The 14,844-nt window shown below is 71.0% G+C and carries 15 protein-coding genes and 1 pseudogene; 8 read left to right on the plus strand and 8 right to left on the minus strand.

The window, feature by feature from the left end; all coding sequences use genetic code 11:
• Nucleotides 1–44 precede the first annotated feature (44 nt).
• Together LRD69_RS00865 and LRD69_RS00870 are read left to right on the plus strand one after the other, a co-directional pair.
• Nucleotides 45–1,544: an MFS transporter gene (locus tag LRD69_RS00865; RefSeq protein ID WP_277324608.1), complete on the plus strand. Its 1,500-nt coding sequence runs from the start codon at nucleotides 45–47 to the stop codon at nucleotides 1,542–1,544.
• Nucleotides 1,545–1,645: 101 nt separating this feature from the next.
• Nucleotides 1,646–1,957, plus strand: a complete 312-nt coding sequence (locus LRD69_RS00870; protein ID WP_277324609.1) for a DUF6332 family protein — start codon at nucleotides 1,646–1,648, stop codon at nucleotides 1,955–1,957.
• On the opposite strand, the gene LRD69_RS00875 is transcribed toward LRD69_RS00870, so the two are convergent.
• The 3 genes from LRD69_RS00875 to LRD69_RS00885 form a co-directional block, all read right to left on the minus strand.
• Nucleotides 1,918–2,583: a response regulator transcription factor gene (locus LRD69_RS00875; protein ID WP_277324610.1), complete on the minus strand. Its 666-nt coding sequence runs from the start codon at nucleotides 2,581–2,583 to the stop codon at nucleotides 1,918–1,920. The genes LRD69_RS00870 and LRD69_RS00875 overlap by 40 nt on opposite strands.
• Nucleotides 2,580–3,824, minus strand: coding sequence for a sensor histidine kinase (locus LRD69_RS00880; protein ID WP_277329581.1), 1,245 nt, complete (start codon nucleotides 3,822–3,824; stop codon nucleotides 2,580–2,582). Before LRD69_RS00880 ends, LRD69_RS00875 begins: the two co-directional genes overlap by 4 nt.
• A 263-nt stretch (nucleotides 3,825–4,087) precedes the next feature.
• Entirely contained in the window at nucleotides 4,088–4,831 is a 744-nt protein-coding gene (locus tag LRD69_RS00885) for a TetR/AcrR family transcriptional regulator (RefSeq protein ID WP_277324611.1), read from the minus strand.
• A gap of 129 nt (nucleotides 4,832–4,960) precedes the next feature.
• On the opposite strand from LRD69_RS00885, the gene LRD69_RS00890 reads away from it, so the two are divergent.
• Nucleotides 4,961–5,410, plus strand: a complete 450-nt coding sequence (locus LRD69_RS00890) for a nitroreductase family deazaflavin-dependent oxidoreductase (protein WP_277324612.1) — start codon at nucleotides 4,961–4,963, stop codon at nucleotides 5,408–5,410.
• 151 nt (nucleotides 5,411–5,561) lie between these two features.
• Here the strand turns inward: LRD69_RS00890 and LRD69_RS00895 are convergent, their stop codons facing one another.
• On the minus strand, nucleotides 5,562–6,776 hold the full coding sequence (locus LRD69_RS00895; RefSeq protein WP_277324613.1) for a geranylgeranyl reductase family protein: 1,215 nt from the start codon (nucleotides 6,774–6,776) through the stop codon (nucleotides 5,562–5,564).
• A gap of 183 nt (nucleotides 6,777–6,959) precedes the next feature.
• On the opposite strand from LRD69_RS00895, the gene LRD69_RS00900 reads away from it, so the two are divergent.
• Complete coding sequence (locus LRD69_RS00900; RefSeq protein ID WP_277324614.1) at nucleotides 6,960–8,324, plus strand: dipeptidase; 1,365 nt, start codon at nucleotides 6,960–6,962, stop codon at nucleotides 8,322–8,324.
• Between the two features lie 191 nt (nucleotides 8,325–8,515).
• Here the strand turns inward: LRD69_RS00900 and LRD69_RS00905 are convergent, their stop codons facing one another.
• Complete coding sequence (locus tag LRD69_RS00905; RefSeq protein ID WP_277324615.1) at nucleotides 8,516–9,553, minus strand: NUDIX hydrolase; 1,038 nt, start codon at nucleotides 9,551–9,553, stop codon at nucleotides 8,516–8,518.
• Between the two features lie 200 nt (nucleotides 9,554–9,753).
• Between LRD69_RS00905 and LRD69_RS00910 the strand changes: the two genes are divergently transcribed.
• Nucleotides 9,754–9,930, plus strand: a complete 177-nt coding sequence (locus tag LRD69_RS00910; protein ID WP_277324616.1) for a hypothetical protein — start codon at nucleotides 9,754–9,756, stop codon at nucleotides 9,928–9,930.
• Between the two features lie 45 nt (nucleotides 9,931–9,975).
• Here the strand turns inward: LRD69_RS00910 and LRD69_RS00915 are convergent, their stop codons facing one another.
• Both LRD69_RS00915 and LRD69_RS00920 read right to left on the minus strand, forming a co-directional pair.
• Nucleotides 9,976–10,383, minus strand: coding sequence for a PPOX class F420-dependent oxidoreductase (locus tag LRD69_RS00915; RefSeq protein ID WP_277324617.1), 408 nt, complete (start codon nucleotides 10,381–10,383; stop codon nucleotides 9,976–9,978).
• A 684-nt stretch (nucleotides 10,384–11,067) separates the two neighbouring features.
• Nucleotides 11,068–11,653: pseudogene (locus LRD69_RS00920) on the minus strand (XRE family transcriptional regulator).
• 117 nt (nucleotides 11,654–11,770) lie between these two features.
• On the opposite strand from LRD69_RS00920, the gene LRD69_RS00925 reads away from it, so the two are divergent.
• The 3 genes from LRD69_RS00925 (at nucleotide 11,771) to LRD69_RS00935 (ending at nucleotide 14,361) form a co-directional block, all read left to right on the plus strand.
• Entirely contained in the window at nucleotides 11,771–12,607 is an 837-nt protein-coding gene (locus LRD69_RS00925) for a DMT family transporter (protein ID WP_277324618.1), read from the plus strand.
• 41 nt (nucleotides 12,608–12,648) lie between these two features.
• Nucleotides 12,649–13,356 (plus strand): phenylalanine--tRNA ligase beta subunit-related protein, encoded by a 708-nt coding sequence (locus LRD69_RS00930; RefSeq protein ID WP_277324619.1) that lies wholly within the window; start codon nucleotides 12,649–12,651, stop codon nucleotides 13,354–13,356.
• A gap of 105 nt (nucleotides 13,357–13,461) precedes the next feature.
• Nucleotides 13,462–14,361, plus strand: a complete 900-nt coding sequence (locus tag LRD69_RS00935; RefSeq protein WP_277324620.1) for a dihydrodipicolinate synthase family protein — start codon at nucleotides 13,462–13,464, stop codon at nucleotides 14,359–14,361.
• Nucleotides 14,362–14,501: 140 nt separating this feature from the next.
• On the opposite strand, the gene LRD69_RS00940 is transcribed toward LRD69_RS00935, so the two are convergent.
• On the minus strand, nucleotides 14,502–14,702 hold the full coding sequence (locus tag LRD69_RS00940; protein ID WP_277324621.1) for a hypothetical protein: 201 nt from the start codon (nucleotides 14,700–14,702) through the stop codon (nucleotides 14,502–14,504).
• Between the last annotated feature and the right edge of the window lie 142 nt (nucleotides 14,703–14,844).

Consider the following 14,844-nt stretch of genomic DNA (forward strand, 5'->3'; position numbering starts at 1 on the left):
TAAATGCGCTTGCATTCAATGCATGTGCATGTATCTTCTTGCTTATGACCACTGCGCCCAACGGCCCCGATTCCCCTGCCCGATGGAGCCCACGCCTGTGGGGCACGCTGCTCGTGCTCTGCGCCGCGATGTTCCTGGACGCCCTCGACGTCTCCATGGTCGGCGTCGCCCTGCCGTCCATCGCCGACGATCTCGATCTGACCACTTCGACCCTTCAGTGGATCGTCAGCGGATACATCCTTGGCTACGGCGGACTGCTACTCCTCGGCGGCCGCGCCGCCGATCTGCTCGGCCGGCGCCGGGTCTTCCTGATCGCACTCGCCGTCTTCGCCCTCGCCTCGCTGCTCGGCGGATTCGTCGACTCCGGCCCTCTCCTGATCGCGAGCCGCTTCATCAAGGGACTGAGCGCCGCGTTCACCGCGCCGGCCGGGCTCTCGATCATCACCACGACCTTCAAGGAGGGCCCACAGCGCAACCGCGCCCTGTCCATCTACACCACCTGCGCGGCCACCGGCTTCTCCATGGGCCTGGTCCTGTCCGGTCTGCTCACCCAGCTCTCGTGGCGCTGGACGATGCTGCTGCCCGCCCCCATCGCACTGATCGCCCTCGTCGCAGGGCTGAGGCTGATCCCGCACAGCGACCGCGAGGACACCCATCGCGGATACGACCTCCCGGGCGCCGTCACCGGCACGGCCTCCATGCTGCTACTGGTGTTCACCGTCGTCCAGGCCCCGGAGGCGGGCTGGGCCTCCGCCCGCACGCTGCTGTCGTTCCTCGCCGTCGCCGTACTGCTCACCGTCTTCGTCACCATCGAGCGGCGCACCGCGAACCCGCTGGTCCGGCTCGGCGTGCTGCGCTCGGGCAGCCAGGTCAGGGCGCAACTGGGCGCCGCGGCGTTCTTCGGAAGCTACGTCGGCTTCCAGTTCCTGGTCACGCAGTACATGCAGTCGCTGCTCGGCTGGTCGGCCCTGCAGACGGCACTGGCCTTCCTGCCCGCGGGCGTACTGGTCGCCCTGTCGTCGACGAAGATCGGTGATGTGGTGGACCGGTTCGGGACGCCGCGCGTGATCGCGGCCGGCTTCACCTTCCTCGTCGTCGGATACGCACTCTTCCTGCGGATCACCCTCACTCCGTCGTACGCAGCGGTCATCCTGCCGTCGATGCTGCTGCTGGGCGCGGCCTGCGCACTGACCTTCCCGTCCCTCAACATCCAGGCCACCAATGGCGTCGACGACGACGAGCAGGGCATGGTGTCGGGCCTGCTGAACACGTCCATCCAGGTCGGCGGGGCGATCTTCCTGGCCGTCGTGACCGCGGTGATCACCGCGCACGGCAGCGGCGACGGCTCCCCGCAGGCGGTCCTCGACAGCTACCGGCCCGGTCTCGTGGTCGTGACGGTGATCGCGTTCGGCGGGCTGCTGATCACCCTGTCCGGGTTGCTCCGCCGCAGGCCCGCGGGGCACTCCGTGCTGGTCGCGTCGTCCGCCGGCGACCGGGCGGCCGCCGAGGCGGCAGCCGTTGAGAGGGTGACGGTCCGGGACTGACCGGCCGAACCGCTGCCCCGCCGGCCGAACGGCGGGGGGAAGGGGCGGTGGGCGGCGAGGCGTACTTGCCCGCGGCCCACCGCCCCTGTGACACTTCGGACATGGGGCGACGAAGCCAGGAAGACCGGGACGCAATGACCGTCGAGATCGGCTTCGCCCTGGTCAGCGGAGCCGTTCTGGCCGCGGCCGCGTTCCTTGCCATCGGTGCGACCTCCGTGTACCTCGATCTGTCGCGCACGGCAGAGCACGTGGTGTTCACGAGCGGAGCCGTTGTCGCGGCCGTCGTCTTCGTCGCCCGCCTCGTCGACGTGTTGTGGGGATTCCCCCGTCGGGGCCGTGGCCCGACGGCACGGCTCCGCCGGCAGACTCCGCCTCAGCCGAGCCAGCCGGGTCGCACGAGCCCCGACTCATAGGCGAGCACGACGAGTTGGGCCCGGTCGCGGGCTCCGAGTTTCACCATGGTGCGGCTGACATGCGTCTTCGCGGTGAGCGGGCTGACGACGAGTCTGCGGGCGATTTCCTCGTTGGAGAGCCCGATGCCGACCAGTGCCATCACTTCCCTCTCCCGTTCGGTGAGTTCGCTCAGCCCGGTCGCAGCCGCGGGCTCCTTGGAGCGGGCCGCGAACTCCGCGATCAGCCGCCGGGTCACTCCTGGCGAGAGCAGGGCATCGCCGCCCACCACGGCCCGCACCGCCCGCAGCAGCTCCTCCGGTTCGGTGTCCTTGACCAGAAAGCCGGAGGCGCCGGAACGGATCGCCTCGAAGACGTATTCGTCGAGCTCGAAGGTGGTGAGCATGACCACCTTGACGTCGTTCAGCTCCGGGTCCCCGGTGATGGTGCGGGTGGCGGCGAGGCCGTCGAGATGCGGCATCCGGATGTCCATGAGCACGGCGTCCGGCCGCAGTTCGCGCACCAGGCGTACGGCTTCCTCGCCGTCGGCGGCCTCCCCCGCCACCTCGATGTCCGGCTGGGCGTCCAGCAGGGCGCGGAAGCCGGCCCGGACCAGAAGCTGGTCATCGGCGAGCAGTACGCGAATCACGGTGCCTCCTCCGTCGTGTGGTGCACAGTGTCCTCCGTCGCGTGCTGTGCAGTGTCCTCCGTCGCGTGCTGCGCGGCGCCTTCCGGTGACTCCGGGTGCAGGGGAAGTTCGGCCCGCACCCGGAAGCCGCCGTCGGGCCGGGGGCCCGCCTCGATCGTGCCGCCCAGTGCGGCGGCCCGCTCCCGCATGCCGGCCAGTCCGTTGCCGCTGCCTCCGGCCTCGCTGCCGGTGGCGGGTCCTTCGTCGTCGATACGGAGCCGGATGCGGCCGGTGCCGTAACCGATCCGGACGCGTGCGCTGCGCGAGCCCGAATGCCGCACCACATTCGTGAGCGCCTCCTGCACGATCCGGAAGGCGGCCAGATCCGTACCGGGCGGGACGGCGTTCCGTATACCGTCCGTCTCCACCGTGACGATCAGTCCGGCGCTCGACGCCTGGTCCACCAGTTCGGGCAGCCGGTCGAGACCGGGGGCCGGGGCCCGGGGGGCGTCACCGGGGGTACGCAGCGTGTCGAGGACCTGCCGGACCTCGCCCAGCGCCTCCTTGCTGGCGGCCTTGATGGTGGTGAGGGCCGTGCGCGCCTGCTCGGGGTCGGTGTCGAGGAGCGCGAGTCCGACGCCCGCCTGGACATTGATGACGGAGATGCTGTGGGCGAGCACGTCATGGAGCTCCCGGGCCATCCGCAGCCGTTCCTCGTCGGCCCGCCGCTTCTCCGCGGCCTCCCGTTCGGCACGCTGCGCGGCCCACTGTTCGCGGCGCACCCGCACGAACTCCGCTGCCGCGACGATCGCCACCACCCAGGCGGCGACGCCCAGTTCCTGCCCCCAGGGCGCGGCGGAGTCGCCGCTCGGCGGCAACCAGGGATAGAGCCAGTGCGCCACCAGCAGATGGCCCACCCACAGCATGCCCACTGCCGCCCAGGCGGCCCTCCGGTGCCCCGCGACGACGGCACTGAAGCAGCCGACTGCGACGGCCAGGAAGACCGGGCCGTACGCATAGCCGGCCCCGAGATAAACCGTGGCCGCGGCCGAGGAGACGAACACCGCCAGAACGGGCCGGCGGTGGCGCAGCAGCAGCACGGCCACGGCGATGAAGAGCAGGATCCGGGCGAAGAGGTCCAGCGGAGCACGCTCGTCGAGCTGCCCACGCGCCGCGACGGACGATCCGATCATGACGAATGCGCCCAGCAGAAGGGTGGACGGCCACGGCAGTCGGGCGGCCGACCGCGCGCGCATGCCCATCAGCCTGCCCAGTGGTCCGCCGTGCTCGAACGGCCCGCCTGGCTCCCAGGGACCGCCGGGACCCGCGTGCGCCCAGGGCCGCCGCGGCGATGGTCCGCCCTGCTCCCGGGAGGGACCGCCGCTTCCGTGTGAGCGCTGCTCTTCCATACCGGCAACGCTAGACCGCGGGCCCCGGCGGCGGCGTCAGCCGGGCGAGGTGATCACGCGTACTCCCGGCGGAGTACCCGGCCGCCGCAGGCGGCCGGCCTGCGCGTACGGCCGGCTCAGGCGCCGGTGCCGGTGCCGGCCGTGCGCGCGGGTCGGCCGCCGAGGAGACCGACGTGCCGCGCCAGATCGCCGACCGCCTGCCGGAAGAAGTCCTCCCGGGCCTCGACGATCCGGTGGAACTGTCCGAAGACCTCGAAGGAGATCAGCCCGAAGAGCTGCGACCACGCGGCCACCAGGGGAACCACGGCCGCCGGAGGGAGGTCCGGGGCGAAGTCGGCGGCCATCCGCTCGCCCTCGGGGCGCAGTTCGGCGATGAGCTGCGGCAGGGCGAGACCGTCCGTACGGTGGGCATCGCCGACGATCGCGATGAGGACCAGGCCGACGCGGGAGGCGGGGCCGATCGTCGCCTCGGGTGCGCTGTAACCGGGCACCGGTGAACCGTAGATCAGGGCGTACTCATGGGGGTGGGCCAGGGCCCAGTCGCGGACGGCACAGGCGACCGCGGTCCAGCGCGCGAGATGCGGAGCGGGTCCGGGCGGGCCGGCGCACGCGGTGCGGTCGGCGGCCTCGGCGGCCTCGCCCACGGCGTCGTAGGCATCCACGATCAAGGCGGTGAGCAGCTCGTCACGGCTCGGGAAGTAGCGGTAGAGCGCGGACGAGACCATGCCCAGCTCACGGGCGACGGCGCGCAGCGAAAGTCTCGCGGCGCCATCGGCTGCGAGCTGTTTTCTCGCCTCGTCCTTGATCGCGGCGGTGACTTCGACACGGGCCCGTTCCCTGGCTCCTCGGATGGCGCTCATGGTCTTCAGTCTGCCACGAACTCGGAGCACCGACCAATAACGAGAGCAGTGCTCTTGCTTTTGAGCACCACACACGTGCACACTGATCTCAAGCGAGAGCAGTGCTCACACTTTCCAAAGGGGAGTCCCATGTCCGTGCACGTTCAGAAGCCCGGCTGGTTCACGGTCAACGTCATGAACCGCACCGTCGCCTGGATCACCCGGCGCGGCATCAGCGTCTGGGGCTCCCGGGTCCTGGCGGTCCGCGGCCGCAAGAGCGGCGAGTGGCGCCGCACCCCGGTGAACCTCCTGACCGTGGACGGGCAGCAGTACCTCGTCGCTCCCCGTGGCCATGTCCAGTGGACTCACAACATGCGCGCCGCCGGCGGTGGCGAGCTCCACCTCGGCAAGAAGGTCGACGCCTTCACCGCCGCAGAAGTTCCCGACGACGAGAAGCCCGACCTGCTTCGCGCCTACCTCAAGCGCTGGAAGGCGGAGGTCGGCGTCTTCTTCGGAGGCGTCGGCCCGGACTCGTCCGCCGAGGAACTGCGCCGCATCGCCCCCGACCACCCGGTCTTCCGCATCACGCTCAAGGCCTGACGGACCGGTACACCCGCACCCGGCCGTCAGTACCCGCAGGACCACGGGTCCAGCAACCGACGGCCCGGCCATCCGGCCCGGCCCCGTCCGGCCCTTCGGTCCCGCTCGCCGTCCGCCGACGCTGGCCCGGTGTCCGGTGTCCGGTGTCCGCCTATCGGTCCATCGCCGACAGGGCCCGCTGCGCCAGCGGATGCGTACGGACCAGCTCGGCCAGCGACGTCGTCCCCCGGGTGATCCCGGCGAACGCCGTCCAGGCCGGGCGGAATCCGGTCAGCACCGCGTGCAGAAGGCCCGGGCGGCGTTCGAACAGCTTCAGCATGCGCCGCCCGACGCCCATCTCCACGCCCAGACCCGCCTTGATGGCGAAGGCGTAGTTGAGCGCCTGGCGGCGGGCGTCCACCGCGTCGTGCGACTCCGCGACACGGACCGCCCACTCACCGGCGAGCCGACCGGAGCGCAGTGCGAACGAGATGCCCTCGCGGGTCCACGGCTCCAGCAGGCCCGCGGCGTCGCCACAGACGAGCACCCGCCCTCGCGAGAGCGGCGAATCGTCGCTGCGGCAGCGCGTGAGGTGACCGGAGGAGATCGTCGGCTCGAATCCGGCGAGTCCGAGCCTGGCGATGAAGTCCTCGAGATACCGCTTGGTCCCTGCGCCGTCACCGCGTGCCGAGATCACACCGACGGTCAGCGTGTCGCCCTTCGGGAACACCCAGCCGTAACTGCCGGGCAGCGGGCCCCAGTCGATCAGCACCCGGCCCGCCCAGTCCTCCGCAACCGTGGCCGGCACCGGGATCTCCGACTCCAGGCCGAGGTCCACCTGGTCGAGCTTCACACCGACATGGGCGCCTATCCGCCCGGCACTGCCGTCGGCGCCGACGACCGCACGGGCAAGGACGACCTCACCGCCGGACAGCACCACGGCGACCGTGCGCCGGTCAGGGACCGCGGCGCCGTGCTGCTCGACCCGCGTCACCGTCACTCCGGTGCGCAGTTCGGCGCCCGCCTTCTGCGCCTGCTCCACCAGGCCCGCGTCGAACTCGGGCCGGTTGATGAGCCCGAAGAGCATCCGCTTGGACCGGCGGGTCCGCGCCAGCCGTCCGTTGAGCGAGAACGTCACCGCGTGGATCCGGTCCTGCAACGGCAGTTCGAACCCGGGTGGCAGCGCATCACGGGAGTACCCGATGATGCCGCCGCCGCAGGTCTTGTACCGGGGCAGTTCCGCCTTTTCCAGCAGCAGTACCCGTCGGCCGGCGACTGCGGCCGCGTATGCCGCGGAGGCTCCGGCCGGCCCGGCGCCGACTACGACGACATCCCACACGGACGACTCTTCCAGCTCACGTCCGGCGTCTGCGTTCTCGCTGCTCACGATGTGCTTCTGCTCCCGATCCCGACCAGTGGCCCACACTGCTCACGGCATCCTACGGCGCGTTGCGGCCGCGCCTCGCTGTGGGAGGATCGACCACGCCTTCGCCATACACGCAACGCCGCATCCACGGCGTGCGTGAGACGGATCCGTACACATAACGTCGCACCCACGAGGAGCGTGCCCATGACCGCCCATCCGATTTCCGAGACCGTCGCCTCGCTGATGCCCCGTGCCCAGGCGGAGCTGGCCGAGCTGGTGGCCTTCCAGTCGGTGGCGGATCCCGCGCAGTTCCCGAAGAGCGAATGCGAGGCGGCCGCCAACTGGGTCGCCGACGCACTGCGCGCCGAGGACTTCCAGGACGTCGCCCTGCTCGACACCCCCGACGGCACGCAGTCGGTCTACGGTTTCCTGCCCGGCCCGGCCGGCGCCCCGACGGTGCTGCTGTACGCGCACTACGACGTGCAGCCGCCGCTCGACGAGTCCGCCTGGCTCTCCCCTCCGTTCGAGCTGACGGAGCGTGACGGCCGGTGGTTCGGCCGCGGCGCGGCGGACTGCAAGGGCGGCTTCATCATGCACCTCCTCGCCCTGCGCGCGCTGAAGGCGAACGGCGGCGTCCCGGTCTCCGTCAAGGTGATCGCCGAGGGTTCGGAGGAGCAGGGCACCGGCGGTCTGGAGCGGTACGCGGAGGCGCACCCCGAACTGCTGGCCGCCGACACCATCGTCATCGGCGACACAGGCAATTTCCGCGTCGGCCTGCCGACGGTCACCGCGACGCTGCGCGGGATGACGATGCTCCGGGTCACGCTCGACACCCTCGAAGGCAACCTGCACTCCGGGCAGTTCGGCGGCGCCGCACCCGACGCGCTGGCCGCGATGATCCAGTTGCTCGCGTCGCTGCGCGCCGAGGACGGCACCACGACCGTCGACGGGCTCACCACGGATGCCGAGTGGGACGGGCTGCAGTACCCGGAGAACGATTTCCGCAAGGACGCGAAGGTCCTCGACGGTGTGGAGCTCATCGGCACGGGCACGGTCGCCGACCGCATCTGGGCCCGGCCCGCCGTCACCGTCATCGGCATCGACTGCCCGCCGGTGGTCGGCGCGACACCGTCGCTGCAGGCGACCGCACGGGCGCAGATCAGCCTGCGGGTGCCGCCGGGACAGGACGCCGCCGAGGCGACGAAGCTGCTCACCGCCCATCTGAAGGCGCATGCCCCGTGGGGCGCGCGGGTGGCCGTCCAGCAGGTGGGCCAGGGCCAGGCGTTCCGCGCGGACACCTCCAGCCCGGCGTACACGTCGATGGCTCAGGCGATGGAAGCCGCCTACCCCGGCGAGAAGATGCAGTCGTCCGGCATGGGCGGCTCGATCCCGCTCTGCAACACCCTCGCGGCGCTCTACCCGGAGGCGGAGATCCTGCTGATCGGGCTGAGCGAGCCGGAGGCCCAGATCCACGCGGTGAACGAGAGCGTGTCGCCCGAGGAACTGGAGCGGCTGTCGGTCGCCGAGGCGCTGTTCCTGCAGAACTACGCGGAGTCCAAGCGGGCCTGATCCCACGTTGCCCGCTCCGGGGCCGGGGTTCGCGCTGAGCGGAGTTCGCCCGGAGCGAGGATCCGTGCGGCGGACGCCCGTGGTTGCACACGTTCGCCGCACGGATCTCGTAGAGATGCTCCACCCACTGCACATGTCCCGCTTCCGCGTCGGCCAGGCGTACCGTCGACGCGGCGGCGGGGGGTCGGGCGTCAGCCGACCGGGATTCCGGCTTCCAGGTTGAGCACGGTCGACCGCTCGCGGGCCCGCAGCGCCCAGCGGAGCCGCTCGTACCGGACGGGCGGAAGCATCGTGGCGGCCTCAGCCTCGGTGACGAAGCGCCAGCCGCGCAGTTCGGATCCCGGCAGCAGCAGCCGTTCCGCGTCGTCGCGGCGCAGCAGACCGCCGTCGAAAAGCAGCCGCAGACCGCCGTATCCGGGCGGGTTCGGCGGCTCCCAGTCGACGACGAGGAGTTTCGGGATCCGGTCGAGGTGTATGCCGATCTCCTCGGCCACTTCCCGGATCCCGGCCTGCGCCGGCGCCTCACCGGTCTCCACCACTCCCCCGGGGAACTCCCAGCCGGGCTTGTACGTGGGGTCGACGAGCAGGACCCGGTCGTGCTCGTCGAAGAGCAGAACCCCGGCGGCGAGGGTCTCGGCGACCGGTTCGGGCGTCTGCACGATCTCGCACGCGCCGGCCGCTCCGGTGCGCACGGCCTCGGCAATGCGCTCGGCCGTCTCCTGCGGGGTCAGTGTGCTGGTGTCGATGGTGTGGGCGTCCGCGGTGATCCAGTCGAGAGCCGTCCGGTAGGGCTCGATGTGTTCGTAGGCCCACTGCCGTACACGGGCACTCGCTTCCGGGTCGTCCGGCACCTCCTCACGACCCGCTATCCGCTGCCGCAGGATCGTTTCCTCAGGTGAGAGCAGGACATGACGCACCGGTATGCGCCGGGAGGCGAGCCCCCCGAATATCTCGTCGCGGTACTCCTGGCGCAGCAGCGTCATGGGCACCACGAGCACCCCGGGCAGCTCCGCGAGCAGAGCGGCCGCGGTGTCCACCACCATCCGCCGCCAGATCGGAAGGTCCTGGTAGTCGGTCACCTCGGCCAGTCTCTTCTGCGGCAGTAGGCGCCGCAGCGCCCCGCCGGTCAGTTCGGGGTCGTAGAAGGTACTGTTCGGGATCAGATCGATCAGTTCGCGCGCGGCGCTCGTCTTGCCCACGCTGAACGCACCGTTGATCCAGACGATCACGGTTCCCCCTCTTCCGTAGCCCCCTGTGGCTTGCCCGTAACACCCTGCCGCGAAAACCCGGCTGTGGCGATCCTGTTGCACGAACGGAACCGCCGGAGGCCCTCGGTGGGCGTCCCACTCTGTACGAGTCCATGCCTCCGCCCGGCCGTAACGGCGGCGGCGGGAGGTCGTTGGAGCCGTCGAGGGCAAGGGGGTACATCGTGCGGCGCACAGTACTGGAGCGGTTTCCGGCGGGCGGTCCGCGAGGCAGCTGGCCTGCGGAGGAGTTCGCGGCAGCACGCCGCGGGGAGGGCGTGGCGGCCGAAGTCGTGATGGACCTGGAGGAGGACGCGTTCCTGGTGGTCGTACCGCAGCAGTCGGCGGACCGGGGTCACTGATCCGGCCCCACCGATGCGGTCGGCAGGGCCGGATGTGCCGTGGTGTCAGAGCCTGCCCGCGACCTTGACCGGCGTGACACGCACGACGACCCGCTGGCCGTCGTTCTTCGAGGCCGGATTGAACGTGGCGTAGTCCTGACCGGTGTACTTGTGCGCCAGGTCGTTCAGCAACTCGTGCGTGCTGTCGGGTGTGACGGTGGCGGTGCCGCGGATCTCGGCGTACGTGTACGGATTGTCGGGCGGGCTGATCAGCAGGGTGACGCGAGGTTCGCGGGCGGCGTTCTTCCCCTGCAGCCGGTCGACGGTCGTGGAGAACAGCAGGTCGTCACCGTCGCGCGTGATCCAGACGACGGTGAGGTGCGGCTGCCCGTCCGGCGAGAGAGTGGCCACGGTGGCGAATGCCTTCGAGTTGTCGAGGTACTTCTTGAGTTCGTCGGAGAGCTCGGCTGCCACGGTCGGAGTCCTTCGTTCGAGGTCGTGGGGTGCGCGACACCCATCGGGGTCATCACTGTCAACTCCCGCCGCAGCAACAGAAATTCCGGTCACGGTCACCAATGCCGGCGCCGAAGTACGACGAGTCGTGCCCGCAGACATCCCGCCGTGTCGGGAGGGTGCTGAGGCACTCTTTCTTCGTCGGTTGGCGGCAGATCGGGCGGTGCCGGGAACCGGCCACGCACGTTGTTGGTCCTGAAGGTTCGTCACCGATTGCCTCTGACCTGGGTTCCGGTTGATTCCGACCCGTTCCGATCCGGGCTACAGCGCCACGGGCTGCCCGTACGCGCGGCACGCAACACCGCGCTGATGGAGGCGATTACCGACCTGCCCCCATCGTCGTGGCCGACCTGTTCGGTATCAGCCCGGTGACTGCCCAGCGCTGGTCGCAGCTTGCCGGGAACAGCTGGGCTCCCTGCCTCGCTGCCCGGCAGCGATCACGGCAGTAGTCACTGGGCCGGTCCGGCTCAGTGAAAGGCGCAGGTGCGGGCAGATCCCGACGACGGACAACGGACCCGCGGCCCCCTCGAAGTACAGCGGGCCCACGGCGGCGCACCCTTCACCAAGGGCTGTCCCGTAATCCCTGGCGGGACAGCCCTTGGCCCGGGCAGGGCAGCGAAATTCGTACTCCGTAGCACGTACTGGTCAGGCCGCAGAGCCAGGACCGGGCGGGATGTGAACGGTCATGATCAGATGGCATGTCTCGGTGCCCGAGCCGCGGTAGGTGTGAGGGGCGTCCCCGTTGAACGTGGCGGTCTGCCCGGCCTCGACTGCATGCTCGGTGCTCTCGACCACGAGCACCATCTGCCCGGCAGTGACGCTGACGGTCTCCACGACGCCGGTCTGGTGCGGGTGGCTGGGGTACTCCTCACCAGGTTCCAGTGTCCAGCGCCAGACCTCGACCGGGGCCGGTCCCGACGTGGTCAGCATGAGCCGCGCCTCGCCCCCCCTTCTCCCCGGCCCACAAGGGCATGACGGCGTCGGCGGACACGACCCGGACACGGCCTTCGGCCGGCCCTTCCATCAGCGCGGACACCGAGATGCCGAGCGTGTCGGCGAGGCGGACCAAAGTGGCGAAATTCGGATTGCCCTGGGCTTTCTCCAGTCCGACCAGGGCACCCTTGCTGACCTTGGCGCGGCGGCCGAGTTCATCCAGGGACAGTCCGGCGCGGGTACGGGCCGCGCGGACGTTGTGCGCGAGCGTCCGCAGCGCCGCCTCAGTCTCGGCCATCGCTATCACCCTTCAGACAGTGGGTCAGTGCACTGCACCACGCGGTCATTCGGTCGACGACTTCCGGTCGGTGCGTTGTACGGTGTAGTCGTTCCATTGATAGTAAGGGATGTACCCGTGATCGCTCTGCTGCTGGCTCTTGGCAGCTCCCTGGCCTACGGATGCGCCGACTTCCTCGGCGGTCTCGGCGCCCGCAAGGCCCACGTCCTGCGCACCGTGATGATCGCCGCCCCGGCCTCGCTCACCGTCGAGCTGCTGCTGTGGCCCTTCCTCGGCGCCTCCTTCGCCCCCACCACCCTCGCCTGGGGCGCGGCGTCCGGCGTCGCGTCGGCCGCCGCGTTCGCCCTGCTCTACCGCACGCTCGCGATCGGTCCGATGAACGTCCTGTCCCCGGTCACCGCATTGGTCTCGGCGATGCTGCCGGTCGGCGTGGGCCTGCTGCAGGGCGAGCACCTGGGCCTGGCGGGACTGATCGGGCTGCCGCTGGCGCTGGCGGCCGTGGTACTGGTCAGCGCCGGACACGGGGCCGGCAGCGCCCGACCGTCGCGTACCGCGCTGCTGCCGGCCTTCGGTGCCGGGGCCGCCATCGCCCTCCAGCTCGTCTTCCTTCACCAGGCGCCGTCCGACAGCGGCGTCGGCCCACTGATCATCGGCCGCGCCGTCTCCTCCGCCGTCACCCTGGCCGCGGCCGGGCTGATGTACCGCAGGCTCGGCCCGGAGAAGCCCGCCTACGCGACCTCGGCGACGGCCGGCGTGCTGGACTCGGTGGCCAACCTGCTGTTCCTGCTCGCCGCCCGCAGCGGCGACCTGGCCGTCGTCGCCGTGATCACCGCCCTGTACCCGGCCGGCACCGTCCTGCTCGCCCGCAGTGTGCTTGCCGAGCGGATCCACCGCGGCCAGCTGATCGGCCTGGGCACCGCCGCCGTCGCCGTCAGTCTCCTCGCCCTCACCTGACCCCGTAGCTCACACCCGCCTTCCACCGAAACGGACCACTGATGACCGCCTTCCGTGTCAGCCCCGCTGTCGCCGACGCCTTCCCCGACACGCTCATCGCCGTGGTCACCGGCATCGGCCTGCGCGGCGGCGAGCCCTGGCCTGCCACCGCCGCCGCCCTGGAGGACCTGGAGGCCCAGCTCGCCGGCGGCGTCTGGCAGCCGGCCGACGAGAGCGACCCCCGCATCGAGGCGTGGCATGCCGCCTACCGCTGCTTCGGTACGAATCCCCGCCGCATCCGGCCCAGCGTCGACGCCCTGGGCCGCCGCATGGCCAAGAAGGGCACCCTGCCCCGGATCAACCCGGCCGTCGACTCCTACAACTCCGTCTCCGTCCGCCACGGGCTGCCCGCCGGCGCCTTCGACCTCGACCACGTCACCGGCGACGTCGAGATCCGCTACGCCGACGGCAGCGAGACCTTCACCCCGCTCGGCGAACCCGACACCGTCGAGAACCCCAAGCCCGGCGAGATCATCTACACCGACACCACCGACGTCCTCACCCGGCACTGGAACCACCGTGACGCCCACCGCACCCGCGTCACCGAAGACTCCACCCATGTCGCCTTCGTCCTGGAGACCGTCGCCGCCACCCGCGACGGGCACCTGCTCAAGACCGCGGCCGACGACCTGCAGACCCTGCTCCAGCCGCACTGCGAGAAGAGCACCGTGCACTACCTCAGCCCGGCGCACCCCGACACCACCGCCTGACCACCACCCTCCGGCCCGCCCGCCGCACGGCGGCACCAGACACACGGCGGTGAGGGCGCAGCCCATCACCGCTGAGGGACCACCCGCACCCCTTGGAGGTTCGCCTTGTTCACCGGTCTGAGCGCCTTCCCGCTCACCCCCATCCCCGGCAACGGCAGCGTCGACGAGAAGGCGTTCGCCGCGCTGGTCCACCGGCTCGCCGGCGCCGGCGTCGACTCGATCGGAGCGCTGGGCTCCACCGGCTCCTACGCCTACCTGACCCGCGAGGAACGCGCCCGCGTCGCCCGCATCGCGGTCGAGCACGCCGACGGAGTGCCGGTCATCGTCGGCATCGGGGCGCTGCGCACCCGCCAGGTCCTTCAAGCGGCCGAGGACGCGCAGAACGCCGGGGCCTCCGGCGTGCTGCTTGCGCCGGTGTCCTACCAGCCGCTGACCGACGAGGACGTCTTCGGCCTGTTCAAGGAGGTCACCGCGAGCCTGTCGATCCCCCTGGTGATCTACGACAACCCCCGCACCACCCACTTCACCTTCACCGACGAGCTGTACACCCGCCTGGCCCGGCTGCCGCAGGTGGCATCCATCAAGATCCCCGCGCTTCCCGACGACCCCACGGAAGCCCGGGCTCGTGTCCAGCATCTGCGCCGGCTCCTGCCCCACACGGTGACCGTGGGCATCAGCGGAGACGCTGCCGCAGCCAGGGGCCTGAACGCCGGATGCGACGTCTGGTATTCGGTGATCGGCGGCAGCTTCCCCGAGCCGGCACTCGCCCTCACCCGCGCAGCGCAGGCCGGGCGGCACGAGCACGCCCTTGAGGAGTCCCAGCGGCTCCAACCCCTGTGGGACCTGTTCGCCCAGCACGGAGGATCCCTGCGGGTCGTCGCCGCGGCCGCCGCGCACCTGGGCTTGACCGCCCACCGCAACCTCCCCCTGCCGCTGCGCGGCCTCGACACCAAGGATTGCGCCCACGTCGCCACGGTGCTCGAGCAGCTCCAGCTCCACGCCTGACAGCCCGCCGCCCCCTCGCGTACAGGGGGCGGCGGCGCTCCAGCCATCCCTCTGCCCGACATCCATACAGGAGAGCGCGCGGCCAAGCGCCGAAGCACCGGCCACTTCGTCGACGAGCCCGGCTGAGGCCCACCGGCCCGCTATGTCATCGCGGCGACCCTGGCCCGCACCTCCGACGGCGGCGCCGTCGTGGTCATCGTGCTGACGGTCAACACCAGCGGCGGCTCGGGCCGGCCGGCCGGCGCCCTGGGCGCCTGCGTCACCGCACCTCCTGGGCCCTTCGTCGCCCGCAGCGTGGACACCGCCCGGGACAGCCGCACCGTCATCGCCGCCGCCGTCATCCGCTTCCTGCCCTACGCCGCGGCCCCGGCCGCGGATGCGCCCCGCCCCATCCCCACCCTCACAGACATGACCCCATCGCCTTCACTCCCCCACGTATCGGTCACAACTCCGTCACTACCGGAGCATCCGGCTCCCCCGCCT

It is taken from the genome of Streptomyces sp. JH14 (genome assembly GCF_029428675.1).
Classification (GTDB): domain Bacteria; phylum Actinomycetota; class Actinomycetes; order Streptomycetales; family Streptomycetaceae; genus Streptomyces.

What these genes read in the sequence shown, in the direction of transcription:
- LRD69_RS00865 (WP_277324608.1), top strand. Translation starts at nt 45, where the DNA reads ATGACCACTGCGCCCAACGGCCCCGATTCCCCTGCCCGATGGAGCCCA.
- LRD69_RS00870 (WP_277324609.1), top strand. Translation starts at nt 1,646, where the DNA reads ATGGGGCGACGAAGCCAGGAAGACCGGGACGCAATGACCGTCGAGATC.
- LRD69_RS00880 (WP_277329581.1), bottom strand. Translation starts at nt 3,824, where the DNA reads ATGGGCATGCGCGCGCGGTCGGCCGCCCGACTGCCGTGGCCGTCCACC.
- LRD69_RS00885 (WP_277324611.1), bottom strand. Translation starts at nt 4,831, where the DNA reads ATGAGCGCCATCCGAGGAGCCAGGGAACGGGCCCGTGTCGAAGTCACC.
- LRD69_RS00890 (WP_277324612.1), top strand. Translation starts at nt 4,961, where the DNA reads ATGTCCGTGCACGTTCAGAAGCCCGGCTGGTTCACGGTCAACGTCATG.
- LRD69_RS00900 (WP_277324614.1), top strand. Translation starts at nt 6,960, where the DNA reads ATGACCGCCCATCCGATTTCCGAGACCGTCGCCTCGCTGATGCCCCGT.
- LRD69_RS00930 (WP_277324619.1), top strand. Translation starts at nt 12,649, where the DNA reads ATGACCGCCTTCCGTGTCAGCCCCGCTGTCGCCGACGCCTTCCCCGAC.
- LRD69_RS00940 (WP_277324621.1), bottom strand. Translation starts at nt 14,702, where the DNA reads ATGACGGCGGCGGCGATGACGGTGCGGCTGTCCCGGGCGGTGTCCACG.